Below are 22,198 nucleotides of genomic sequence, written 5' to 3'. Positions count from 1 at the left end.
GGCTTTCCGTCAACCTCGGCGATCACGCAGAGTATATGGCCTGAAAATCGCCCATGTGATCGATCACACACCATACAGGTGCGGGTCGGATCACGAAAATTCCGCCCAAAGCGAACACCTCCCGACGGTACCCCAGCTTCCGATTCCCGGCCCGTCTGCCCGCTCAGAGCGGGAGCGCCACCCGCATGACAAGGCCGCCTCCCTCGCGCGTCTCCGCCGCGATCCTGCCGCCGTGGGCGCGTGCCACCGAGCGCGCGATCGACAGTCCGAGGCCGACGCCCTTGTCGCTGCCGGTGCGCTCGGTACGCAGCCGCCGGAAGGGCTCGAAGATGTTGTCCAGCTCGTAGGCCGGGACCACAGGGCCGGTGTTCGCCACCACCAGCACCGCCTGACCCTGCTCGATCCCGGTGGTGACCTGTACCCAGCCGCCCTCGGCGACGTTGTAGCGCACCGCGTTCTGCACCAGGTTCAACGCGATCCGCTCCAGCAGTACACCGTTGCCCTGGACCACCGCGGGCTCGCGCACCCCGCGCACCTCCACGCCCTTGGCCTCCGCCTCGGCCCGGACCTGGTCCAGCGCCTGGGAGGCGACCTCGGCGAGGTCCACCGGTTTACGGTCGACGATCTCGTTGTCGCTGCGGGCGAGCAGCAGCAGGCCCTCCACCAGCTGCTCGCTGCGCTCATTGGTGGCCAGCAGTGTTCTGCCCAGCTGTACCAGCTCCGGGGACGCCTGCGGATCGGAGAGATGGACCTCCAGCAGGGTGCGGTTGATCGCCAGCGGGGTGCGCAGCTCGTGCGAGGCGTTGGCGACGAACCGCTGCTGGGCGGTGAACGCCCGGTCCAGCCGTTCCAGCATCTCGTCGAAGGTGTCGGCCAGCTCCTTCAGCTCGTCGTCCGGGCCGTCCAGCTCGATCCGGCGGGACAGGTCCGAACCCGCCACCTGGCGCGCCGTACGGGTGATCCGGCCCAGCGGCGAGAGCACCCGTCCGGCCATGGCGTAGCCGAACGCGAAGGCAACCACGGCCAGCCCCAGCAGGGCGATCAGCGAGCGGCGCAGCAGCCCGTCCAGGGCGAAGTCGCGCTGCTGCTTCATGCACTGGGCCACCGCGCGGTTGAACGCGTCGTTGTTGCCCTGGCTGGGCAGATGGCAGGTGTCGGTCGGCTTGTAGTCGATCCGCACGATCTGCAGCGGGAACTCACTGCCGCGCCGGATGGCGTCGGCCGCGAGCAGATAGATGATCGTCAGCAGCACCACACCGGCGATCAGGAACATCCCGCCGTACAGCAGGGTGAGCCGTATCCGGATGGTGGGGCGCAGCCACGGGTTGGGCGGCGAACCGTGCGGCGGGTCCCAGCTGGGCTTGGGGGGCGCGGTCGGCGGAAGCGGGGTCGTCGCCATGCCCGGTCAGATCCGGTAACCCGAGCCGGGAACGGTGACGATCACCGCGGGCTCACCCAGCTTGCGACGCAGCGTCATCACGGTCACCCGGACCACGTTGGTGAACGGGTCGGTGTTCTCGTCCCAGGCCTTCTCCAGCAGCTGCTCCGCGGAGACCACGGCGCCCTCGCTGCGCATCAGCACCTCCAGCACCGCGAACTCCTTCGGCGCCAGCTGGATCTCCTTGCCGTTGCGGAACACCTCGCGGCGGTTGGGGTCCAGCTTGATCCCGGCGCGCTCCAGCACGGGCGGCAGCGCGACGGTGGTACGGCGGCCGAGTGCCCGCACCCGCGCGATCAGCTCGCTGAAGGCGAAGGGCTTGGGCAGGTAGTCGTCCGCGCCGATCTCCAGGCCCTCGACCCGGTCGCTGACGTCACCGGAGGCGGTGAGCATCAGGACCCGGGTGGGCATCCCGAGCTCGACGAGCTTGCGGCAGACGTCGTCGCCGTGGACGAGGGGCAGGTCCCGGTCGAGGACGACGACGTCGTAGTCGTTGACGGCGATGCGCTCCAGGGCGGCCGCTCCGTCATACACGACGTCGACGGCCATGGCCTCCCGGCGCAGACCGGTGGCCACCGCGTCCGCGAGCAGCTGCTCGTCCTCGACGACGAGTACACGCACGTCGTTAGTCCTTCCGTCATGGCCACAGCGGGCGTGATCTCGCCAAACTCGATGAGCGTTCGGCGCCCTCCATCCTGCCTCGAAGTCTCATAAACCGGCGGTAAGGGGGAGCGGGGCCCGCCGCACCGCCACCGGCGCGGGACGGATCCACCGGAACAGGCAATTCAGATTCTTTTCGCGCCGGAGGTTTCCGCTCACAACGGGGTGGGGAGGACGAGTGCACACCCGCGATCACGCCCTGTCTTTTGGCATCCCATGATCTTGCTGTCATCCGCAGGGACCACGTACGTGATCGCCCCGCCGTCGGCACACCCCCGTGCCACCGACCCACGACGAGGGGGCGCACCATGGACGCGTTCACCGCAGGCATTCTGCAGCGTATAGAGACCACCCAGTCCGACCTCACTCGCGCCCGTGAGACGGGCGACGAATTCCTCGCCGATGTGGAGCAGGCGGAGCTGGACGACCTTCGTCGGCTGGCCGCCGAGCATGGCGTGGAGGTCAGCGCCGTCGCTTGATCCCTCCGGGGATACTGATCCGCTGCTTCAAGATCCAGATACAGATCCAGGTTCAGAAGATCCAGGTTCAAGAGCGGAAACGCGCCGACGATCCAGCGGCTGTTTCCGGTCCCACGCCCGAGCGCCCCGGTGTCCCAGTGGCACCGGGGCGCTTCGGCGTCCGCGGGAAGTCACCCGCGGGGCACCGCGTCAGTCGTGCCAGGCGCCCAGCTCGTCCAGACGGCCCTGGAGCGTTTCGAAGAGCCCGGGGGCCGCGGCGACCATCAGCTCCCCGGAGCCCGGGGTCCCCGGCCGTCCGCCGGTCAGCGCCCCCGCCTCGCGGGCTATCAGCTCCCCGGCCGCGTAGTCCCAGGGGTTGAGCCCGCGCTCGTAGTAGCCGTCGAGCCGCCCGCAGGCCACGTCGCACAGATCGATGGCCGCCGAGCCGCCGCGGCGGATGTCACGCACCGTGGGCAGCAGCTCGTGCACCACCCTGGCCTGCCCGAAACGCCGCTCCCGCACATAGCCGAAGCCGGTGCCGATCAGCGCCCGCTCCAGCTCCGGCGCGGGGCGGCAGCGCACCGGCCGACCGTCCGCGTACGCGCCCTGGCCGAGCACCGCGTGGTACGTCTCACCGCGCACCGGGGCCGCCACCACCCCGACGATCGTCTCGCCGTCCTTCTGGACGGCGATGCTGACCGCCCACGCGGGCAGGCCGTAGAGGTAGTTCACCGTGCCGTCGATCGGATCGATCACCCAGCGGACACCGCTGCTGCCCTCGCGGCTCGCGCCCTCCTCCCCCAGCACACCGTCGGCCGGGCGGTGCCGCTCCAGGAAGTCGGTGATCAGCTTCTCGGAGGCGATGTCCATCTCGGTGACGACGTCGATCGGGCTGGACTTGGTGGCGGCCACGCCGAGGTCGGCCGGGCGGCCGTCCCGCAGCAGGTCCCCGGCCCGGCGGGCGACCTCCAGCGCCAGGTCGAGCAGTTCGGTGGTGAGCGGGTCGGTCATCGTGCTCCTTCGCGGATGTATCCGTGGGTGCGAGCGGCGCCGGCGGCGGTGACGGGCCGTGGACTTCGGTGGGCCGGGCCCTCGTTGTGGATCAACCCGGATCCACCGGGACCGGCCCTAGTCGGCGCCCGCGGCCGCGGGCCGCGGTGAGCGGGCCGGGCAGCAGCCCACCGGGCAGAGGTCATGGCTCGGGCCGAGGGAGCCCAGCGCGCACCGCTCGGGGGCGGCGGCAGCCCCGCCCTCGGCGAAGCGCTCGGTGGCCGCGCGCTCCAGCACCAGATCGCGGACCGCCGCCGCGAACCGCGGATCGGCACCGACGGTCGAGGCGCGGGAGACCGGCAGACCCAGCTCGGCGGCCTTGGCCGCGGCCTCCGTGTCGAGGTCGTACTTGACCTCCATGTGGTCCGAGACGAAGCCGATCGGGACCATGACCGCCGCGGGCGCGCCCTCGCCGTGCAGCTCCTCGAGGTGATCGCAGATGTCCGGCTCCAGCCACGGGATGTGCGGCGCGCCGCTGCGCGACTGGTAGACCAGGCGCCACGGATGGTCGGCACCGGTCCGCTCGCGCACCGCGTCGGCGACCAGCCGGGCCACCTCGAGGTGCTCGGCCACATACGCGCCGCCCTCGCCGTGGTCCGCCGGGGGCCCGGAGGTGTCCGCGGCGGCGGTCGGGATGGAGTGGGTGGTGAAGGCCAGGTGCGCCGCGGCGCGCAGCCCCTCGGGCAGCTCGCCGAGCGCGGCGAGCGTCGCCTCCACCATGGGGCGCACAAAGCCGGGGTGGTTGTAGTAATGCCGCAGCTTGTCGACGCGCGGCAGCGGCAGCCCCTCCGTCTCCAGCGTGGCGAGCGCGTCCGCCAGGTTCTCCCGGTACTGGCGGCAGCCGGAGTAGGAGGCGTAGGCGCTGGTGGCCAGCACCAGGATGCGGCGGCGGCCGTCGGTGACCATCTCGCGCAGGGTGTCGGTCAGATACGGCGCCCAGTTGCGATTGCCCCAGTAGACCGGCAGATCGAGCCCGTGCTCGGCGAAGTCCTTGCGCAACGCCTGGAGCAGCTCGCGGTTCTGGGCGTTGATCGGGCTGACGCCGCCGAAGAGGAAGTAGTGCCGGCCGACCTCCTTCAGCCGCTCGCGCGGGATGCCCCGTCCGCGCGTCACGTTCTCCAGGAACGGGACGACGTCCTCCGGCCCCTCCGGCCCGCCGAAGGAGAGCAGGAGCAGGGCGTCGTACGGGGCGGAAGATGGCTGTTCTGACAGATCCGGCATGCTCCCGATCCTGCCACCAGCCTCTGACAGGCGGGAAATACCCCTGCGCGGAACCGACGGCGGCCGTAAGCTGTATCAGCTCTCACGTTCCTTACCCAGCGGGCCTGTCCCGCTGTCCAGTCCTGCTCATCGGCGGAGTCCTGTCGTGCCCAAGTCTCCTTACCGTGCGCTCTTCGCCACTCCCGGCGCCACGGCGTTCTCCCTCGCCGGATTTGTCGGGCGGCTGCCGATCGCGATGGAGGGCGTCGGCATCGTCACGATGATCTCCCAGCTCACCGGCCGGTACGGACTGGCGGGCGCGCTCTCGGCCACCGTCGCGCTGTCCGTGGCGGTCGCCGGGCCGCAGATCTCCCGGCTCGTGGACCGGTACGGCCAACGCAAGGTGCTGCGCCCGGCGACCCTCGTGGCGCTGATCGGTGTCGCGGGGCTGCTGGTGAGCGCGCGCCGGGGCTGGCCGGACTGGACGCTGTTCGTCTGGGCCGCGGCGGCCGGGTGCGTCCCGAGCGTGGGGGCGATGGTGCGCGCCCGCTGGGCGGCGATCCACCAGGACGCGCCGCGGGAGCTGCACGCCGCGTACGCCTGGGAGTCGATCGTCGACGAGGTGTGCTTCATCGTCGGACCGGTGATCTCGATCGGTCTGTCCACGGCCTGGTTCCCGGAGGCGGGCGTACTGCTGTCGGCCTGCTTGCTGGCCGTCGGCGTCTTCTCGCTGACCCTCCAGCGCGCCACCGAGCCGGTTCCGCATCCGCGCGAGCACCACACCGGCGGCTCGGCGCTGCGCTCGCCCGGACTGCGGGTGCTGGTGGCCACCTTCGCGGCGACCGGCGCCATCTTCGGCGCGATCGACGTGGTGACGGTGGCTTTCGCCGAGGAGGAGGGCCACAAGGCCGCGGCCAGCCTGGTGCTGTCGGTGTACGCGCTGGGCTCGTGTCTGGCGGGCGCGGTGTTCGGGATGAAGAGGCCGCGCGGGTCGGTGTCCCGCCAGTGGCTGGTGGGTATTTGTGCGATGGCCGTGAGTATGATCCCCCTCCTACTGGTCGGAAACCTGCCGTTTCTGGCCGGGGCGCTCTTCGTCGCGGGCATGACGGTGGCTCCGACCATGGTCACCACCATGGCCCTCGTCGAACGGCATGTACCGCGCGCGCATCTGACCGAGGGCATGACCTGGACCACCACCGGGCTCGCGGTCGGGGTGGCGCTCGGCTCGTCGACCGCCGGTTCGGTGGTCGACGCCGCCGGGGCCGGGGCGGGGTACCTGGTGCCGGCGGTGGCCGGGGCGCTCGCGGCGGCGGTGGCGTTCCTCGGATACCGCCGGCTGCGGTCGGCGCCAGAACGGGAGGGGTCGGGTGCGGATGGCCGTCAGGACCGTGAGGACCGGTCGGAGCAGCGTGTGGCGTAACTGGGCGGGCAATGTGGCGGCCCGTCCGGCGCGGAGTGTGAGCCCGTCGTCCACTCAGGACCTCGTCGAGGCGGTGCGCGGGGCGGCGGCCGAGGGGCTGACGGTGAAGGCGGTGGGCACCGGCCACTCCTTCAGCACCGCCGCCGCCACGGACGGGCTGCTGATACGCCCGGACCGGCTGGTGGGGATACGGGATCTGGACCGCGGGGCCGGGACCGTGACGGTGGCCGCGGGCACTCCGCTCAAGCAGCTCAACGAGACGCTGTCGGCCCATGGTCTTTCGCTGACCAACATGGGCGACATCATGGAGCAGACGGTGGCCGGGGCCACCTCCACCGGCACCCATGGGACCGGACGGGACAGCGCCTCGATCTCCGCCCAGATCGCCGGACTCGAACTGGTGACGGCGGACGGCTCGGTGCTGCGCTGCTCGGCGGAGGAGCACCCGGAGATCTTCGCGGCGGCGCGGGTCGGACTGGGCGCGCTCGGTGTGGTCAGCGCGATCACCTTCCGGGTGGAGCCGGAGTTCCTGCTCACCGCGCGGGAGGAGCCGATGTCCTTCGACCGGGTGATGGCCGACTTCCCGCACCTGGTGTCCGAGAACGAGCACTTCGAGTTCTACTGGTTTCCGCACACCGGAAACTGCAACACCAAGCGGAACAACCGCAGCCAGGGTCCGGCCGAGCCGGTGGGCCGGGTCAGCGGCTGGGTCGAGGACGAACTGCTGTCCAACGGCATCTTCCAGATGGCCTGTTCGGTGGGGCGGGCGGTCCCCGCGACCATCCCCGGCATCGCCAAGATCTCCAGCCGGGCGCTGTCCGCCCGCAGCTACACGGACATTCCTTACAAAGTCTTCACCAGTCCGCGCCGGGTCCGCTTCCTGGAGATGGAGTACGCCCTGCCGCGCGAGGCCGCGGTCGACGCGCTGCGCGAGCTGAAGCGGACCGTCGACCGCTCGGATCTGCGGGTCAGCTTCCCGGTGGAGGTGCGCACCGCGCCCGCCGACGACATCCCGCTGTCCACCGCCTCGGGCCGGGACACCGCGTACATCGCGGTGCATCTGTACCAGGGCACACCGCACCGGGCGTACTTCACCGCCGCCGAGCAGATCATGACCGCGCACGGCGGCCGCCCGCACTGGGGCAAGCTGCACAGCCGTGACGCCGCCTATCTGGCCGGGGTCTATCCGCGGTTCGGTGAGTTCACCGCGATCCGCGACCGGCTGGACCCCGACCGGCTGTTCGCCAACGACTATCTACGGCGGGTGCTCGGCGACTGACGCCCGGTCCCGGCTCCTTGGGCGCGGGGTCGCTCACCGCGCGGAGTCACTCACCGGCGGAGGAGTCCGGCTCGGGCGTGGCGCCCCCGGTGCCCTCGGCGCTCCCGTCCGGAGCGCTCTGCGACGGGGTCGTCGAGGGAGCCGGGGTGGGGTCGGAGGTTCCGGGGGTGCGATCCGGTGACGCGCCGCCGTCACCGCCCCCCGCACCGGAGGACCTGGACGGGCCGGGCGTCGGCGTGGCCGGACGGTCGGCACCGTCGTCGCCGCGCTCGCGGGAAGAGCCCGGGGAGGGAGAGGATCCACGTTCGGGGCCCCGGTCCCGGGACGGGGTGCCCGAACGGGTGTCCGATGGCGCAGGGTCGCTCTTCGACCCCGAGGAGCCCGACGGGCCGTTGACGCTCTCGCTGACCGTTGTCCCGCCCCGGTCGCCGCCCCAGACGTTGGACACCGGGCCGCCCGATGCCCACTCGATCCCCGTGATGGCCGCCATGGCGACGGCGAACACGGCCAGCGCCGCGAGCGCGGGCCGCCGCCCGCCACGCCGCCGGGCGCCGTGCGTGGTGGGATCGTTCCAGACGCCGTGCTCCCTGGGCGCGGTCGCGGCGCCACGGCCGGCGAGACGCGGGGTCCGGGTCTGGTCCCGCGCCTCCTTGATCTGCTCACCGGTACGCCGGAACAGCTGCTGGAAGATGCTGCCGCCCGCGGTCGCGACCACGCTCACCAGACCGGCGCCGAGGATCGTCCCGTACACACCGAGCTTGGAGGCGAGCACCGCGGCGGCCACGGCTGCCAGCGCGCTCCCGGCCACCTGGGCCACACTCAGCTCCGCGCGCCCGCTCTTCTGTTGTCCGTCGCTCTCGGCCTTGCCGTGCATCTCTCGCCCTTGCGTGGACATTCGTTCCAGCCTGCAAGGAGAAGTGACCGATAAACGAAGCGGATCGTTCCGATTCTGGCGATTCTGTGAACATTGCCACCCACATCCGGGCTCACTTCGAAGGGTTGAGGGTCCGATCACCATGCCGCGGCCGAACTCGACTGGCGCGCCGCTCCACCCGAGCGGCCCGAATGGAGTACTGTGGCGAGCCCTGGCCCCCCTCCCCCCGTCCGGCTGCCCGGACCCAACGAGAGGGGCCGGAAGGCGGCAACTCAACCGGCGCCGCCGCGACATGACATGGGGATCGCCGCCCGAGGTGACAGCGCCGTCACTTTGGGTTGCAAACAGGTCACCGTGCCATAACGGCGGATCGGGGCCCATGCCCGACACGCCGGGCAACTCGGCAAAGTTGTGGCAGGCTGCACCCGGGCAGGCCACACTCGTCTAGCGGGAGAGCAGCGACGCAACCGTGACGTCGGCAGGCACCACCCGGGAGGTCCCCATGCCCGAACTGCGTGTCGTGGCCGTCAGCAACGACGGCACACGGCTGGTGCTCAAGGCTGCGGACAGCACGGAGTACACACTTCCCATCGACGAGCGACTGCGCGCCGCGGTGCGCAATGACCGCGCTCGGCTCGGCCAGATCGAGATCGAGGTCGAGAGCCATCTGCGGCCCCGTGACATCCAGGCCCGTATACGCGCCGGCGCCTCGGCCGAAGAGGTCGCGCAGATGGCGGGCATCCCCGTCGACCGTGTGCGCCGCTTCGAGGGCCCGGTGCTCGCGGAGCGCGCGTTCATGGCCGAGCGCGCCCGCAAGACACCCGTGCGCCGCCCCGGCGAGAACACCGGCCCGCAGCTCGGCGAGGCCGTCGCGGAGCGGCTGCTGCTGCGCGGCGCCGAGAAGGACACCACACAGTGGGACTCCTGGCGGCGTGACGACGGCACCTGGGAGGTGCTGCTGGTCTACCGGGTCGCCGGTGAGCCGCATTCGGCGAGCTGGACCTATGACCCGCCCCGGCGGCTGGTCCAGGCCGTCGACGACGAGGCGCGGGCGCTGATCGGCGAGGCGGACGACACCCCCGAGCCCAGCTTCCCCTTCGTGCCGAGGATCGCCCGGCTGCCGCGCGACCGGGACCGGGACCGGGAGAGAGACCGCGACCGGACGTCGGGCGAGCGCGGCGGCGAGGAGACCGACAGCCCCACGTCGGCATCGGCGTCCGTCTCGGCGGACGACGGCGTCGGCGGTGAGCGGGACTCGCTCACCAGCCTGCTGGAGGCCGTGCCCAACTTCCGGGGGGACATGGTCGTGCCCGACGCGCCCGTCGCGTCGACCTCCCCGCCGGACGAGCCCACCGAGGAGCCGGAGGCCGTGGAGCCGCCCGCCCCGGCGGCGAGCGCCGGTTCGGCGTACGCGGATGTGCTGATGCCGCGGTCGGTGGCGGGCCATCGCGACCGGCTGACCGGGACCACGGACCGTCAGGCGGAGGCTGACGGGGTGCGTCCGGGCCGCCGGGCGGCGGTGCCCAGCTGGGACGAGATCGTCTTCGGCACCCGCCGCAAGAAGCAGGAGTAGCCGTGGGGCGCCCCGGCCGCGCGCCGGGCGCCCACGGCCCGTAGGTGCTCATCCGGTGGACCCCGCCACCCCGTTGGGGGTCGACGGGGCCCATCGGCGCGCTCAGCCCGGCTGCGGGCCCGTGGCCACCGGGCGCTCACCGGAGGCGGTCCACTCGCTCCAGGAGCCGACGTACAGGGCCGCCGGTACGCCCGCAGCCGCCAGCGCCAGCACCTGGTGGGCGGCCGAGACACCGGAACCGCAGTACACCCCCACCTCGGTGGCCTCCGTGACGCCCAGCCCCGCGAAGCGCTCGGCCAGCCGTGCCGGGGGCAGGAACTGGCCGTCGGCGGTGACGTTCTCGGCCGTGGGGGCGGAGACCGCACCGGGGATATGGCCGGCGACCGGGTCGATGGGCTCGACCTCGCCCCGGTAGCGCTCGGCGGCCCGCGCGTCCAGCAGCACACCGCGCCGGGCGAGCGCCGCCGCGCCGTCCGCGTCCAGCAGCGGCACGGCGCCCGGCTCGGGGACGAAGTCCCCCTCGGCCACGGCGGGGACATCGGTGGTCAGCGCGCCGCCCTGCGCCGTCCAGGCGGGCAGACCGCCGTCCAGCACCCGTACGGACGGATGTCCCGCCCAGCGCAGCAGCCACCACGCACGCGCCGCCGCCCACCCCTGGCCGCCGTCGTACGCCACCACGCTCCGGTCCCGGTCGACCCCCGCCCCGCGCATCGCGGCTGCGAAGGTGGACAGTTCGGGCAGCGGATGACGCCCCGCGGCTCCGGCCCGTCCCGCGAGCTCGGTGTCGAGGTCGACGTAGACGGCACCGGGCAGATGGCCCGCCTCGTACACGGGGCGCCCCGGAGGGCCACCGAGTTGGTAGCGCACATCGAGCAGCAGCGGCGGCCGGTCTCCAGCCATCTCACCCATGAGTTCAGATGCGGTGATGAGGGGATTCATGGGAACCATCCTTACGTAGAAATCCCTGCGACTTTTGGACTATCGAGTCACCCGACGTACAGCTGATGGCCACAAGACCGCAATGAAGCCGAAACGGATGCACCGTGTGATTTCGGGCATTCTCCAGTGGGAACCCGCGAATTGCGGCGCGGCCGGGGGTCGCTGTGCGACGGGTGGTGCAAATATCTTCCGGACCCCCCACGCAGTACCTCCGCACCACCGCCCCGCGCCGCCGACCGGCGCCCGGGGACGTACGACCACAACAAATGGTCCGAGGAGAGATTGACGTATGACCGAGGCAGCGACTCGGCGCACACCGGGCACGCCCTGCTGGACGAGTCTGATGGTGCACGGCCTTGCCGCGACACAGGACTTCTACCACGCCGTGTTCGGTTGGGAGTTCACACCGGGCCCACAGCAGCTCGGCGCGTACGTCCGCGCGGTACAGGGCGGCCGGCCGGTCGCCGGGCTGGGTGAGCTGCCTCCGGAGCGCCACCTTCCGGTGGCCTGGATGACCTATCTCGCGTCGGACGACGCCGATGAGACGGCGGAGATGATCCGCGCCTGCGGCGGCACCGTGGCGGTGGGCCCGCTCGACGCGGACGAAGCCGGGCGGATGCTGCTGGCGGCCGACCCGGAGGGCGCGGTGTTCGGGGTGTGGCAGGAGGTGCACCAGCCGGAGACCCCGGCGACCGGGGCGCCGGGCGCACCCGTCTGGCACGAGCTGATGACCCGTTCCGCCGCCGGCGTCGCCACGTTCTACCAGATGGTCTTCGGCTACCAGCCGGAGCCCGCGGACCCGGCGGACTCCCGCTGCCGCACCCTGCGGCTGGACGGGCGGCCGGTGTGCGCGATCCGGAGCGTGGGCGGCGCGCTGCCGCGCGACCGGGGACCGCACTGGATGACGCACTTCGCGGTGACGGATGTGGACGAGGCGGTGCGCCGGGTGACCGCGTCCGGCGGCCAGGTGGTGCGGCCGCCGTCGGAGGGGACGGCGGGGCGCTCGGCCACGGTGACCGACCCCGAGGGCGCGGCCTTCACCGTCGTACGGGCCGCGAACCGCTGACGGTACGACGGCCATGGCCTCAGGGCCTCTCAGGCGGAGGTGACGGCCGGGTCGTGGTGACGCCGGTGCGCGGTCCCGTCGGGCCCCGTACCGGCCGCCATCGGGCCGGAGGGCGCGTCGACGGGCAGCACATCCGGTGACAGGGCGGCGGCGTGGGCGGTGGCGGCCGTCATCCGGCGCCGGTGGTGGCGGCGGCACAGCACCTCGTAACCGACCGCGCTCTCCGACTGGTTGACGTCGCCCACGACGACCTGGGCGCCCTCGACGACCATCCGGCCGCCGACGGTACGGGCGTTGTGCGTGGCCCGCGCCCCGCACCAGCACAACGACTCGACCTGCAACACCTCCACCCGGTCGGCGAGTTCCACCAGGCGCTGAGAGCCGGGGAACAGCTTGCTGCGGAAGTCGGTGGTGATGCCGAAGGCGAAGACGTCCACGCCCAGATCGTCGACGATCCGGGCGAGTTGGTCGATCTGGGCCGGGGCGAGGAACTGCGCCTCGTCCGCGATGACGTAGTCGGCCCGGCCCCCGGCCGTCAGCACCCCGACCACATGGGCGTAGAAGTCCAGGTCCTCGACGGCCTCGACCGCCTCGGTGACCAGCCCCAGCCGGGAGGAGAGTTTGCCCTCGCCCGCCCGGTCGTCCCGGGTGTAGATCATCCCTTGCAGTCCGCGCGCCGAGCGGTTGTGCTCGATCTGAAGAGCGAGGGTGCTCTTTCCGCAGTCCATGGTTCCGGAGAAGAACACCAGCTCGGGCATGAGGGTGGCAGAGCCTTTCGTACGGCGGAGATGACGGATCGCGCTTCAGGAGCGTACTTCGAGGAGCGGCACCAACTGCTCCACGGGGGTCATCGAACCGTGCAGCCCCACCATCGCGGACTCCTTCGGCTCGGTCTCCGAGGCGACGATCGCGACATCGGCGGCGGCAGCCGCCACCACATCGCCGATCCGCCGGTAGACCCGCTCGTCCACCCCGCCGTCGCCGGGCGGGCCGAACCAGCCCGCCTCGATGGCCTCGTCGCGCCCGGCCACCCACATCCGGTCGCCCAGCACCTCGCGCCAGACGGCGAGCACATCACCGGCGGCTCCGGGGACCGCGTACACATGCCGGGCACGGCCCTCGCCGCCCAGGAGCGCGACGCCCGCCCGCAGTTCCCAGTCCTCGTCGAAGTCGATCCGCGACTCCGGATCGAAGGGGATGTCGATCATGCCGTGGTCGGCGGTGACGTAGAGGGCGGCGCGGGGCGGGAGTTGCTCGGCGAGCCGCTGGGCGAGCCGGTCCACATAGCGCAGTTGCTCGCGCCACTCCATGGAGTCCACACCGAAGCGATGGCCCTTGCCGTCCACTTCGCTGTAGTACGTGTAGACCAGCGAGCGGTCCCCGGCGGCGAGTTGCTCGGCCGCGAGGTCCATCCGCTCCTCGCCGGTGAGCCGTCCGTGGAAGGTGCCGCCGCTCAGCGCGATCTTGGTGAGCGGGGTCTCCTCGAAGGTCGGCGCGGAGACCTGGCAGGTGTGCACACCCGCCGCGTCGGCCTGCTGGAAGACCGTGGGGTACGGCTGCCAGAGATGCGGATCCGTCCAGGGCTGCCAGCGCAACTGGTTCATCAGATGGCCGGTGGCGGGGTCGGCCACGGTGTAGCCGGGCAACCCGTGGGCACCCGGCGGCAGTCCGGTGCCGACCGAGGCCAGCGAGGTCGCGGTGGTGGACGGGAAGCCCGCGGTCAGCGGCGCCCCGGCGCCGTTCAGCGAACTGGACAGCAGCGTGGTCAGAAAGGGCGCCTCGGCGGGGTGGGCGCGCAGCAGCTCCCAGCCGAGACCGTCGACCAGGAAGACGCAGACCCGGTCGGCGGGGGCGAGGGTGAGCCCGGAGGTGAAGCCCGGGACCTCCTGCCCCGCGACGACGGCGGGCAGCAGATCGGCCAGCGACGCGGAGCCGTACTTCGGCAGCGGCGCGGAACGCGGGTCGAGCGGCGCGGGCTCGGGCCAGGCGGAGCCGGCCGGGGCGGGGCCGATGGCGGAACCGGACATCAGCGGCCGGAGTCCGGCGTGGCCGCGGTGGCCTCCGAGAGCGCCTGGGCGAAGGCGAGGGTCTGGCGGACGCTGTCGGGACCGTCGCCCGCCTCGCTGACGCGCAAGCTCAGGTCGTCGGCGGTGGAGGAGCCGGTGTAGCCGTGGTCCGCCTCGCAGTTGGGATCGCCGCACGCGGCGGGCTCCAGGTCCAGCCGGTTGACCGCGCCCCACCCGATGGTGAGCACGACCTCCCGCGGCAGGGTGCCCGGGGTGTACGACTCGGGATTGGCGACGACCCGGCTGACCACGACCGAGGAGATCCGCTGGAGCTTCACCGACTCGGTGGAGGTGGTGGCGTACGGCGACGGCGAGGTGCCGTCCGCGGCCTGCTCGTCGGTGTGGCTGACGATGAAGCGGTTGCGGGTGAGGACGAGGACCGTGACATGGCGGCGGACCTCGTTGGCGTCGAAGGTGGTCTCCTGGTGGACGAGGTACGAAACGATCGGTTCCCCGCCCACGGCGGCCTCCACCGCCTCGGCCACGAGTGCCGGGTAATAGCCGCTGCGCTCGATCGCCGCGCGCAGCCCCTGGGTCGTCGTACCGGTCTTCGCCATGTGCACCATCCTAATCCGTGGGTGTGGCCGGTCCGGCCGTACGGATGCGCGGACGGCCGGTTCGGGCCCCACCGGGGGCCGCGGCCGGAGAGCCCGTCCGGTGCGCCGCGGGGCGGACCCACGGCGCGAAGCGCTGCCCGGGGGGCGCATCGTCGCGCCAGTACCGCAGGACGTGCTCCCGCATGATCTCGAGCCGCTCCGCGGCGACGACGCAGGAGCCGGGCTCCGGGCCGTGTGCGTCCGCCTCGAAGGCGACCAGGACGGTCAGCTGTTCACCGCGGTGCCGGGTGACCGCGGCCGGCTCCTCGGGGGTCGGCGCGCGGAAGACCGGATCGTGGAACGCCGTGGGGCAGCTGACGAAGGCCGGATCGCGGAGGAGAAGTTCCCGTCCGTGGCCATAGGTGAGGTCGGGCCCGGCAGCCGGCCGGAACGCGCCGGAGTCCGAGGCGAGGACGTCCCAGTCCCACCAGGAGCCCTCCGGGAGCCGGATCGCCGGGTACGGGAAGGTGGTGTCCACCGTCAGGACCTCCTGGCGGTCAGTAGGCGGGGAGGTGGCGGGGACCGAGGTCGGTCCGGACGGGGGGTGGGGCGAGGCGGGCGGAGGCGCCGAGCACCGACAGAGCACGCTGAGCGACAACGACCGGTTCGAGGTCGACGGCGACCATTTCGGGATGGTCGTCGACCAGACGTGACACCCGCAGCAGCAGCTCCTCCAGGGCCGCGGTGTCGACGGGTTTGGAGCCGCGCCAACCGAAGAGCAGCGGGGCGGTCCGGATGGACCGGATGAGCTCGGCGGCGTCCCGGTCGGTGGCCGGGACGAGGCGGTGGGCGGTGTCGCCGAGCAGTTCGGAGGGGGCACCGGCGAGGCCGAAGGAGAGCACGGCCCCGGCCGCGGGGTCGATCGCGGCCCGGACCACGGTGTCCACACCGCGCGGCGCCATCCGCTGGACGACCAGCCCCAGCTCCTCGGGCGGGCCGAGGTAGTCGGTCAACTCGGCGTAGGCGCGGCGCAGTTCCGCCTCGCCGCCGAGGCCGAGCCGTACGCCGCCCAGGTCGGTGCGGTGGCGCAGATGGGGGGCGGTCGGCTTGAGCGCCACCGGGAAGCCGAGCCGCTCGGCGGCCCGGACGGCGGCGTCGGGGCCGGGCGCGGGCAGGGCGGGCAGCACACTGACGCCGTAGCGGGCCAGCAGCCGCTGGGTGTCGGCGGCGGACAGCTCGACACCGGCCGCGGCGGTCGCGGCGTCGTCCGGCGGCGGGGCGCCGGAGTGCGGTCGGCCCTCGGCCGGGACGCCGGGGGCCGGGACGCTCTCAGCGGGGGCGCTCGCGGCCGGGGCGAGCAGCACCTCGATGTCGGCCGCGGCCCCGGACTCGTCGATGTCGTCGTACTCCGGTACCCGTCCTGGCTCGGCGGACTCCTCGCGCCAGCGCGCGTACCGCACGGCCTCGGCGAGCGCCCGGACGGCCCGCTCGGCCGCGGGGTACGCCGGGATCCGCCGGGCCCGCGGGGCGTCGCCCTCGTCGCGCATCCCGGCCAGGGACTCCACCAGGTCCGGGATCTCCAGATGGACCACGGCCACGGGCTTGGTGCCGCCGGGCCCCGGTGCCGCGTCGGCCGCCTCGCGCACGGCCGCGGCGAGATCGGCGGCGCAGGTGTCGCCGACCCAGGGGATGGCGGTGACGACGACCGCGTCGCACCCGTCGTCGGCGAGCGCCTCGGTGAGGGCGGAGTGGAAGTCCCCGGGCTCGGCGGCCGTGGTGAGATCGCGGGGCGGCAGCGGGCGCAGCCCCTCGGTGAGGCAGGCGTCGTAGGTGAGCAGCCCCAGGGACTCGGAGTTGCCGAGGATGGCGACGCGCGGCCCGGCCGGAAGCGGCTGGGAGGCGAGCAGGACGCCGACGTCGGCGAGCTCGGTGACGGTGTCGACGCGGATGACGCCCGCCTGCCGCAGCAGCGCGGAGACGGTGGCGTCGGGGATCCTGGTGGTGGGCACGGCGTGGCCGGTGGGGGCGGCGCCGCTGTGCCGGGCGCCCTTGACCACCACCACCGGTTTGACCGCGGCGGTGCGCTTGGCGAGCCGGGTGAACTTCCGCGGGTTGCCGATGGATTCGAGGTACATCAGGGCCACGTCGGTCTGCGGGTCGTCGAACCAGTACTGGAGGAGGTCGTTGCCCGAGACATCGGCGCGGTTCCCCGCGGAGACGAAGGTCGATATCCCGGCAATCCCGGCCAGGCCGGCCAGCCCCGCGCCGCGCCGGTGCAGCCCGGACAGCAGCGCGATGCCGATGGCCCCGGACTGGGTGAACAGCCCGAGCCGTCCGGGGATGGGCAGGTGGGGGGTGAGGGAGGCGTTCAACCGCACGCCGTCGGCGGTATTGATGACGCCGAAGGCGTTGGGGCCGATGACGCGCATGCCGTAGGTGCGCGCCTGGCGGACCAGATCGCGCTGGCGGGCGCGGCCCTCGGGCCCGCTCTCGGCGTATCCGGCGGAGAGCACGACCAGGCCCTGGACGCCGTGCTCACCGCAGTCGGCCACCACGGACGGCACCTGTCCGGCGGGGACGGCGACGATGGCCAGGTCGACCGGGCCGTCGATCTCGCGCAGCGCGCGGTGGCCGGGAACGCCCTCCGGATCGAGGGGTGCGCCGCCCTCGGGGAAGGCGCGGTTGACGGCGTACAGGCTCCCGGTGAAGCCTCCGTCGAGGAGGTTGCGCAGCACTGTGCGGCCGACCCCGCCGGGGGCGCGTCCGGTGCCGATGACGGCGACGGAGCCGGGGGCGAGCAGCCGCTGCACGGAGCGGGCCTCGGCCCGCTGTTCGCGGGCGCGCATGACGGCCAGCGAGCGGTCGGTGGGTTCGAGGTCGAACTCCAGGCGTACGACGCCGTCCTCGAAGCTGCGCTGCTGGGTGTAGCCCGCGTCCGTGAACACCTTGATCATCTTGGTGTTGGCGGGCAGCACCTCGGCGGCGAAGCGGCGGATGCCGCGTTCGCGCGCGACCGCGGCGATGTGCTCCAGCAGGGCGGAGGCGACGCCGCGGCCCTGGTGGGCGTCCTGAACCAGGAAGGCGACCTCGGCCTCGTCGGCGGGCGCGCTGGCGGAGCGGCCCCGGCCGTCGATGCGGTCGTAGCGCACGGTGGCGATGAACTCGCCCCCCACGATGGCCGCCAGACCCACCCGGTCGACGTAGTCGTGGTGCGTGAAGCGATGGACATCGCGGTCCGACAGGCGCGGGTAGGGGGCGAAGAAGCGGTAGTACTTCGACTCGTCGGAGACGTGCTCGTAGAAGCTGACCAGCCGCTGCGCGTCATCGGGGGTGATGGGGCGGATCTGGGCGGTGCCACCGTCCCGGAGCACCACGTCGGCTTCCCAGTGGGTCGGGTAGGCGTGCTGGTCCGGCGGCGTCGGCATGGGGCAAGCCTAAGGGCCGGGCGGCCATCGGGAGCAGGTCCGAACGGCCCCGTCCGGATTCGGCAGCGGTCCGAATGGTGGACGCCCTTGCGTCGGAGCCGGGTGTCGCGGGAAGGTCCGTATCGGACCGGTCCGGACACAGCCGGGCTCAGTCGGACATCGTTCGGGTGAACCCGGACACCGTATGATTTTGGTCTAGACAACAGCACCCGTCACACCTGAAGGGCAACACCATGGCTGAGCGCCGCGTCACCATCGGCTGGGCCGAGGGCCTGCACGCCCGCCCTGCGTCGATCTTCGTCCGGGCGGCCACCGCCGCAGGCGTCCCCATCACGATCGCCAAGGCCGACGGCACCCCGGTCAACGCCGCCTCCATGCTGGCCGTGCTCGGCCTGGGCGCGCAGGGTGGCGAGGAGGTTGTCCTGGCCTCCGACGCGGACGACGCCGAGGTCGCGCTCGACCGGCTGGCGAAGCTTGTGGCGGACGGTCTCGAGGAGCTTCCCGAGACCGTCTGACCCACTGGTGATTCGGCCCCGTATTCTGCCGGGTCTTTTCTCGCACGACAGGGCCGCGGTGACCATTCCGATCACCGCGGCCCTGTCGTTTCCGAATTCCTGCCCCTGACAAAACTTTACAAAATGGCAGAGCCGGAAACGTGTATACGGGAGCCGCGTTAATTCCGCCCGCTCGCCGTGTTGACGGAATGTTTCGAAGTCCTCACCTGAGCCGGACGGCGCAGCCGGAATGCCGAGAGCGCGCGCTCGGTGTGCACGGTGGCGAGGATCCTGGCGCGGTCCGCGTCGCCGCGCGCGACCGCGTCCACCAGCGCGCCGTGCTCCGCCCAGGACTCCACGGCCCGCGCCGCCGGATCGGACCGGTCGGCGGCGCCCCGCACCGGTCGCTCCGGCTGCCGCGCCGGATCGGCCGCGTACACCCACGCGATCTTGCGCCGCACCTGAACCAGCAGCACGGCCAGGCTCGGACTGTCCGACGCCTGGGCGAGCGTCTCATGGAACCAGTCGTCCAGCGGCCGCAGTTCACCGAGGGAACCGCGGCGGGCCCGCTCCTGCCCGAGCCGGACCAGACCGCGCAGCACCTTCAGATGGGCCTCGGTGCGGCGCTGGGCGGCGCGGGCGGCGCCCAGCGGCTCCAGCAGCCCGCGGATGTCGAGGAGGTCGGCCACCTCCCGCTCGGAGGGCTGGGCGACACAGGCGCCCGCGTGGCGCCGGGTGGTCACGAACCCCTCGGACTCCAGGGTGCGCAGAGCCTCCCGGACGGGCACCCGCGAGACGCCGTAGCGGCGGGCGAGCAGTTCCTCGGTGAGCCGGCTGCCGGGCGGATGGACACCGGAGACGATGTCGTCGCGAATGGCCGTGCACACCGCATGCGCCGAAATCCGCCGACCGCCCGGAATCGCGGTCGCATCCCCGTTCACTTCCGGTCCCCCACTGTCGAACCTCCGCCTTAATCCCAGCGAAACGCACCCGATTGCCGGGCGTTCGACAACTCTATTCCAAAACGAGGGAATTTCCGATGGCGGACCGGAATGCATGGATGTTTTTGGTCAGCCGGGCGGGTTGCGCATGCCGAAGGCCCCGTCCGGTCCGGCGGACGGGGCCTTCGGTACGGCCTGGGTCAGAGGCTGATGCCGTGGGAGCGCAGATACGCCACGGGGTCGATGTCCGAGCCGTAGTCGGGGCTGGTGCGCGCCTCGAAGTGCAGATGCGGTCCGGTGACGTTGCCGGTGGCGCCCGAGAGGCCGATCTGCTGGCCCGGGGTGACCGTCTGGCCGACCGAGACGTTGATCGAGGACAGGTGGCCGTACTGGGTGTACGTGCCGTCCTTCATCTTGATGACGATGTTGTTGCCGTAGGAGCCGCCCCAGCCCGCCTCGACGACCTCACCGGAGCCGACCGCGTGCACCGAGGTGCCCGAGGCGGCGTGGAAGTCGATCCCGGTGTGGCTGCCGGAGGACCACAGACCGCTGGACGCCTTGTAGGCGGTGGAGACGTAGGAGCCCGAGATCGGCGCGACGAAGGCGTTGAGGCGCTTGCGCTCGGCCTCGCGCGCGGCGCGCTCCTTGGCCTCGCGCTCCGCCTTGGCCTTCTTCGCGGCCGCCTCGGCCTTCCTGGCGGCCTCCTGACGGGCGATGGTCTCGGCTCGCGCCTTGGCCTTGGCCTCCGCGGCGGCGGTCTCCTGGGACTGCGCCTGGGCCTGGATCTGGTCGGCCAGCCCCTCGTCGATCACGATCGCCTGCTGCAACCCGGTCTGCTCGGGAGCGGGCTCCTCGGCGGCGAGGGCGGGACCGGCGATACCGGCGACCACACCTGAGGCGACGGTGGTGACTCCCGCGATGTTCGCGCCGGTGCGGACGGACCGTCGGGGACGGCGGTGCTTCCCGGTGGCACGGGTGAACGCCATGCTGTGGCGCACTCCTTTCCTTCCTTCTCGCCTACCGGGTTAGCTGACGGGTTCGGAGCAGGAAGGTCTCCTACGGACCCCTCGCCCCGAAGGACAAGGCGCCCGATTCACCCCGGGGGACATTGGGTCCCCGGCTCCCCTGGCTCGCGCCGTACGGGGACTCGGCGATGGCTGCTCGTGCCGCGGGTGCGGCGTGTAGATGGCGAACAGCCGGACCGACGCTAAACGGGACGTCTTTCGATCACCAAACAGATCCGGATTTTTGTTGCCCTCCCCACAAACCAAACAACCAACCTCCCTATAAAACGGGCATTCGGAAGGACCCTGACATCGCACACGATGCCAGGGTCCTTCCGCTGACGGCCCGTTGGGCGGCCGGAGGTCCTGCGGGGGTCAGCCCGAGACGACGCTCACCTCACCGATGCCCAGCTGCCGGACCGGCTCCGCGATCTGCGAGGCGTCCCCGACCAGCACCGTGACCAGCCGGTCCGCCGGGAAGGCGCTCACCACCGCGGCGGTGGCCTCCACCGTCCCGGCCTCGGCGAGCCGGGCGTACAACTGCGCCTGGAAATCGTCCGGAAGATGCTGCTCGACCTGATCGGCGAGGGTGCCCGCGACCGCGGCCGCGGTCTCGTACTTCAACGGGGCGACGCCCACGAGGTTCTGCACGGCGACATCCCGCTCGGCGTCCGTCAGCCCCTCCTCCTGCACGCCGCGCAGCACCTTCCAGAGGTCCTCCAGCGCCGGGCCGGTGACCTCGGTGGCCACCGAGCCGCTGATCGCCAGCATCGCGGCGCCCGTGGACCCGCCGGACGGCGAGGAGGCCGTGGAGCGCAACACCTGGCAGAAGGAGCGCACCCCGTAGGTGTAGCCCTTCTCCTCGCGCAGCACGCGGTCGAGCCGGGAGGTGAGGGTGCCGCCCAGGCAGTAGGTGCCCAGCACCTGGGCGGGCCAGACGCGGTCGTGGCGGTCGGCACCGATCCGGCCGAGCAGCAGCTGGGTCTGGACCGCGCCGGGCCGGTCCACGATCACCACCCGGCCGGTGTCGTCGGCCACGATCGGCGGGACCGGCCGGGGCGCGGCCGCGCCGCCCGTCCAGGCGCCGAGCGTGTCGGCGAGGGCCTGGTCGAGGTCGACCCCGCTGAGGTCGCCGACCACGACCGCGGTCGCGGTGGACGGGCGGACATGCGCCTCGTAGAAGGCCCGCACCGCCGCGGCGTCGATGCCCTCGACGGTCTTCTCGGTGCCCTGGCGGGGCCGGGACATCCGCGACTCGGCCGGGAACAGCTCCTTGGACAGCGCCATGGAGGCGCGGCGGGCCGGGTTGGCCAGCTCGTGCGGGATCTCGTCCAGCCGGTTGCGCACCAGCCGCTCGACCTCGCTGTCGGGGAAGGCGGGGGCGCGCAGCGCGTCGGCGAGCAGCCCGAGCGCCTTGGGCAGCCGGGAGGCCGGGACCTCCAGGGAGACCCGCACGCCCGGGTGATCGGCGTGGGCGTCCAGGGTGGCGCCGCAGCGCTCGAGCTCGGCGGCGAACTCCTCGGCATCGTGCTTGTCGGTGCCCTCCGACAGGGCGCGCGCCATGATCGTGGCCACTCCGTCGAGCCCGGCGGGCTCGGCGTCCAGCGGGGCGTCCAGATTGACCTCGACGGCCACGACCTGCTGGCCGGGGCGGTGGCAGCGCAGCACCGTGAGCCCGTTGGACAGCTCACCGCGCTCAGGGGCGGGGAACGCCCACGGCCTGGGGGCGCCGCCGCTCGGCTGCGGGTGGAAGGTCATGGTCGCGGTGACGGCGT

Annotated in this window: 20 protein-coding genes and 1 riboswitch; of the genes, 6 read left to right on the top strand and 14 right to left on the bottom strand. The window is 72.5% G+C overall.

The window, feature by feature from the left end; all coding sequences use genetic code 11:
• Positions 1 to 163: 163 nt before the first annotated feature.
• Both JK363_RS28170 and JK363_RS28165 read right to left on the bottom strand, forming a co-directional pair.
• Positions 164 to 1,399 (bottom strand): sensor histidine kinase, encoded by a 1,236-nt coding sequence (locus JK363_RS28170; RefSeq protein ID WP_201878558.1) that lies wholly within the window; start codon positions 1,397 to 1,399, stop codon positions 164 to 166.
• 6 nt (positions 1,400 to 1,405) lie between these two features.
• The gene (locus JK363_RS28165) at positions 1,406 to 2,059 is read right to left on the bottom strand and encodes a response regulator transcription factor (protein ID WP_176180222.1); all 654 of its coding nucleotides are present in this window, start codon (positions 2,057 to 2,059) and stop codon (positions 1,406 to 1,408) included.
• Between the two features lie 347 nt (positions 2,060 to 2,406).
• On the opposite strand from JK363_RS28165, the gene JK363_RS28160 reads away from it, so the two are divergent.
• Positions 2,407 to 2,577, top strand: a complete 171-nt coding sequence (locus tag JK363_RS28160; RefSeq protein ID WP_201878556.1) for a hypothetical protein — start codon at positions 2,407 to 2,409, stop codon at positions 2,575 to 2,577.
• 189 nt (positions 2,578 to 2,766) lie between these two features.
• Here the strand turns inward: JK363_RS28160 and JK363_RS28155 are convergent, their stop codons facing one another.
• Positions 2,767 to 3,567: an inositol monophosphatase family protein gene (locus JK363_RS28155; protein ID WP_201878554.1), complete on the bottom strand. Its 801-nt coding sequence runs from the start codon at positions 3,565 to 3,567 to the stop codon at positions 2,767 to 2,769.
• A gap of 117 nt (positions 3,568 to 3,684) precedes the next feature.
• Positions 3,685 to 4,827, bottom strand: coding sequence for a ferrochelatase (locus JK363_RS28150; protein WP_201878552.1), 1,143 nt, complete (start codon positions 4,825 to 4,827; stop codon positions 3,685 to 3,687).
• A 145-nt stretch (positions 4,828 to 4,972) separates the two neighbouring features.
• On the opposite strand from JK363_RS28150, the gene JK363_RS28145 reads away from it, so the two are divergent.
• Together JK363_RS28145 and JK363_RS28140 are read left to right on the top strand one after the other, a co-directional pair.
• Positions 4,973 to 6,226, top strand: coding sequence for an MFS transporter (locus JK363_RS28145; protein WP_307821894.1), 1,254 nt, complete (start codon positions 4,973 to 4,975; stop codon positions 6,224 to 6,226).
• A complete protein-coding gene (locus JK363_RS28140) occupies positions 6,180 to 7,505 on the top strand; it encodes a D-arabinono-1,4-lactone oxidase (protein ID WP_201878548.1) in 1,326 nt (441 codons plus the stop codon). Before JK363_RS28145 ends, JK363_RS28140 begins: the two co-directional genes overlap by 47 nt.
• A 46-nt stretch (positions 7,506 to 7,551) precedes the next feature.
• Here the strand turns inward: JK363_RS28140 and JK363_RS28135 are convergent, their stop codons facing one another.
• On the bottom strand, positions 7,552 to 8,400 hold the full coding sequence (locus tag JK363_RS28135) for a hypothetical protein (RefSeq protein ID WP_236076162.1): 849 nt from the start codon (positions 8,398 to 8,400) through the stop codon (positions 7,552 to 7,554).
• Positions 8,401 to 8,848: 448 nt separating this feature from the next.
• Here JK363_RS28135 and sepH point away from each other — a divergent pair, with 448 nt between their 5' ends.
• The gene (sepH, locus tag JK363_RS28130; RefSeq protein ID WP_201878540.1) at positions 8,849 to 9,952 is read left to right on the top strand and encodes a septation protein SepH; all 1,104 of its coding nucleotides are present in this window, start codon (positions 8,849 to 8,851) and stop codon (positions 9,950 to 9,952) included.
• Between the two features lie 102 nt (positions 9,953 to 10,054).
• On the opposite strand, the gene JK363_RS28125 is transcribed toward sepH, so the two are convergent.
• On the bottom strand, positions 10,055 to 10,891 hold the full coding sequence (locus JK363_RS28125; protein ID WP_201878538.1) for a sulfurtransferase: 837 nt from the start codon (positions 10,889 to 10,891) through the stop codon (positions 10,055 to 10,057).
• Positions 10,892 to 11,180: 289 nt separating this feature from the next.
• Here JK363_RS28125 and JK363_RS28120 point away from each other — a divergent pair, with 289 nt between their 5' ends.
• Entirely contained in the window at positions 11,181 to 11,957 is a 777-nt protein-coding gene (locus JK363_RS28120; protein ID WP_201878536.1) for a VOC family protein, read from the top strand.
• Positions 11,958 to 11,986: 29 nt separating this feature from the next.
• Here JK363_RS28120 and JK363_RS28115 read toward each other — a convergent pair whose 3' ends face one another.
• Genes JK363_RS28115 through JK363_RS28095 form a run of 5 tightly spaced genes read right to left on the bottom strand, consistent with a single transcriptional unit; the run spans position 11,987 to position 17,984 of the window.
• On the bottom strand, positions 11,987 to 12,715 hold the full coding sequence (locus JK363_RS28115; RefSeq protein WP_201878534.1) for a thymidine kinase: 729 nt from the start codon (positions 12,713 to 12,715) through the stop codon (positions 11,987 to 11,989).
• Between the two features lie 45 nt (positions 12,716 to 12,760).
• Entirely contained in the window at positions 12,761 to 13,984 is a 1,224-nt protein-coding gene (locus JK363_RS28110; protein ID WP_201878532.1) for an alkaline phosphatase family protein, read from the bottom strand.
• Positions 13,984 to 14,580: a DUF5998 family protein gene (locus JK363_RS28105; protein WP_201878531.1), complete on the bottom strand. Its 597-nt coding sequence runs from the start codon at positions 14,578 to 14,580 to the stop codon at positions 13,984 to 13,986. Before JK363_RS28105 ends, JK363_RS28110 begins: the two co-directional genes overlap by 1 nt.
• A gap of 10 nt (positions 14,581 to 14,590) precedes the next feature.
• Positions 14,591 to 15,097, bottom strand: coding sequence for a hypothetical protein (locus JK363_RS28100; protein WP_201878523.1), 507 nt, complete (start codon positions 15,095 to 15,097; stop codon positions 14,591 to 14,593).
• A gap of 19 nt (positions 15,098 to 15,116) precedes the next feature.
• Positions 15,117 to 17,984, bottom strand: a complete 2,868-nt coding sequence (locus JK363_RS28095) for a bifunctional acetate--CoA ligase family protein/GNAT family N-acetyltransferase (RefSeq protein WP_201878520.1) — start codon at positions 17,982 to 17,984, stop codon at positions 15,117 to 15,119.
• Positions 17,985 to 18,217: 233 nt separating this feature from the next.
• Between JK363_RS28095 and JK363_RS28090 the strand changes: the two genes are divergently transcribed.
• On the top strand, positions 18,218 to 18,499 hold the full coding sequence (locus JK363_RS28090; protein WP_201878511.1) for an HPr family phosphocarrier protein: 282 nt from the start codon (positions 18,218 to 18,220) through the stop codon (positions 18,497 to 18,499).
• 158 nt (positions 18,500 to 18,657) lie between these two features.
• On the opposite strand, the gene JK363_RS28085 is transcribed toward JK363_RS28090, so the two are convergent.
• The 3 genes from JK363_RS28085 to JK363_RS28075 form a co-directional block, all read right to left on the bottom strand.
• Positions 18,658 to 19,419 (bottom strand): GntR family transcriptional regulator, encoded by a 762-nt coding sequence (locus tag JK363_RS28085; protein ID WP_307821893.1) that lies wholly within the window; start codon positions 19,417 to 19,419, stop codon positions 18,658 to 18,660.
• A gap of 200 nt (positions 19,420 to 19,619) precedes the next feature.
• On the bottom strand, positions 19,620 to 20,405 hold the full coding sequence (locus tag JK363_RS28080; protein WP_201878507.1) for a M23 family metallopeptidase: 786 nt from the start codon (positions 20,403 to 20,405) through the stop codon (positions 19,620 to 19,622).
• Positions 20,406 to 20,419: 14 nt separating this feature from the next.
• A riboswitch (cyclic di-AMP (ydaO/yuaA leader) is annotated at positions 20,420 to 20,582 on the bottom strand.
• A 216-nt stretch (positions 20,583 to 20,798) separates the two neighbouring features.
• Entirely contained in the window at positions 20,799 to 22,181 is a 1,383-nt protein-coding gene (locus JK363_RS28075; RefSeq protein ID WP_201878683.1) for a M16 family metallopeptidase, read from the bottom strand.
• Positions 22,182 to 22,198 lie beyond the last annotated feature (17 nt).

The sequence above is a fragment of the Streptomyces coffeae genome (assembly GCF_016741875.1).
GTDB lineage: Bacteria > Actinomycetota > Actinomycetes > Streptomycetales > Streptomycetaceae > Streptomyces > Streptomyces coffeae.
Note: the sequence above shows the minus strand (reverse complement) of the source record. Positions and strands in the feature narration are given on the sequence as shown.

Coding starts and splice junctions, on each gene's coding strand:
- JK363_RS28090 (WP_201878511.1), top strand. CDS start 18,218: ATGGCTGAGCGCCGCGTCACCATCGGCTGGGCCGAGGGCCTGCACGCC.
- JK363_RS28140 (WP_201878548.1), top strand. CDS start 6,180: ATGGCCGTCAGGACCGTGAGGACCGGTCGGAGCAGCGTGTGGCGTAAC.
- JK363_RS28135 (WP_236076162.1), bottom strand. CDS start 8,400: ATGTCCACGCAAGGGCGAGAGATGCACGGCAAGGCCGAGAGCGACGGA.
- JK363_RS28125 (WP_201878538.1), bottom strand. CDS start 10,891: ATGAATCCCCTCATCACCGCATCTGAACTCATGGGTGAGATGGCTGGA.
- JK363_RS28120 (WP_201878536.1), top strand. CDS start 11,181: ATGACCGAGGCAGCGACTCGGCGCACACCGGGCACGCCCTGCTGGACG.
- JK363_RS28080 (WP_201878507.1), bottom strand. CDS start 20,405: ATGGCGTTCACCCGTGCCACCGGGAAGCACCGCCGTCCCCGACGGTCC.
- JK363_RS28110 (WP_201878532.1), bottom strand. CDS start 13,984: ATGTCCGGTTCCGCCATCGGCCCCGCCCCGGCCGGCTCCGCCTGGCCC.
- JK363_RS28115 (WP_201878534.1), bottom strand. CDS start 12,715: ATGCCCGAGCTGGTGTTCTTCTCCGGAACCATGGACTGCGGAAAGAGC.
- JK363_RS28155 (WP_201878554.1), bottom strand. CDS start 3,567: ATGACCGACCCGCTCACCACCGAACTGCTCGACCTGGCGCTGGAGGTC.
- JK363_RS28105 (WP_201878531.1), bottom strand. CDS start 14,580: ATGGCGAAGACCGGTACGACGACCCAGGGGCTGCGCGCGGCGATCGAG.
- JK363_RS28150 (WP_201878552.1), bottom strand. CDS start 4,827: ATGCCGGATCTGTCAGAACAGCCATCTTCCGCCCCGTACGACGCCCTG.
- JK363_RS28075 (WP_201878683.1), bottom strand. CDS start 22,181: ATGACCTTCCACCCGCAGCCGAGCGGCGGCGCCCCCAGGCCGTGGGCG.
- JK363_RS28160 (WP_201878556.1), top strand. CDS start 2,407: ATGGACGCGTTCACCGCAGGCATTCTGCAGCGTATAGAGACCACCCAG.
- JK363_RS28095 (WP_201878520.1), bottom strand. CDS start 17,984: ATGCCGACGCCGCCGGACCAGCACGCCTACCCGACCCACTGGGAAGCC.
- JK363_RS28170 (WP_201878558.1), bottom strand. CDS start 1,399: ATGGCGACGACCCCGCTTCCGCCGACCGCGCCCCCCAAGCCCAGCTGG.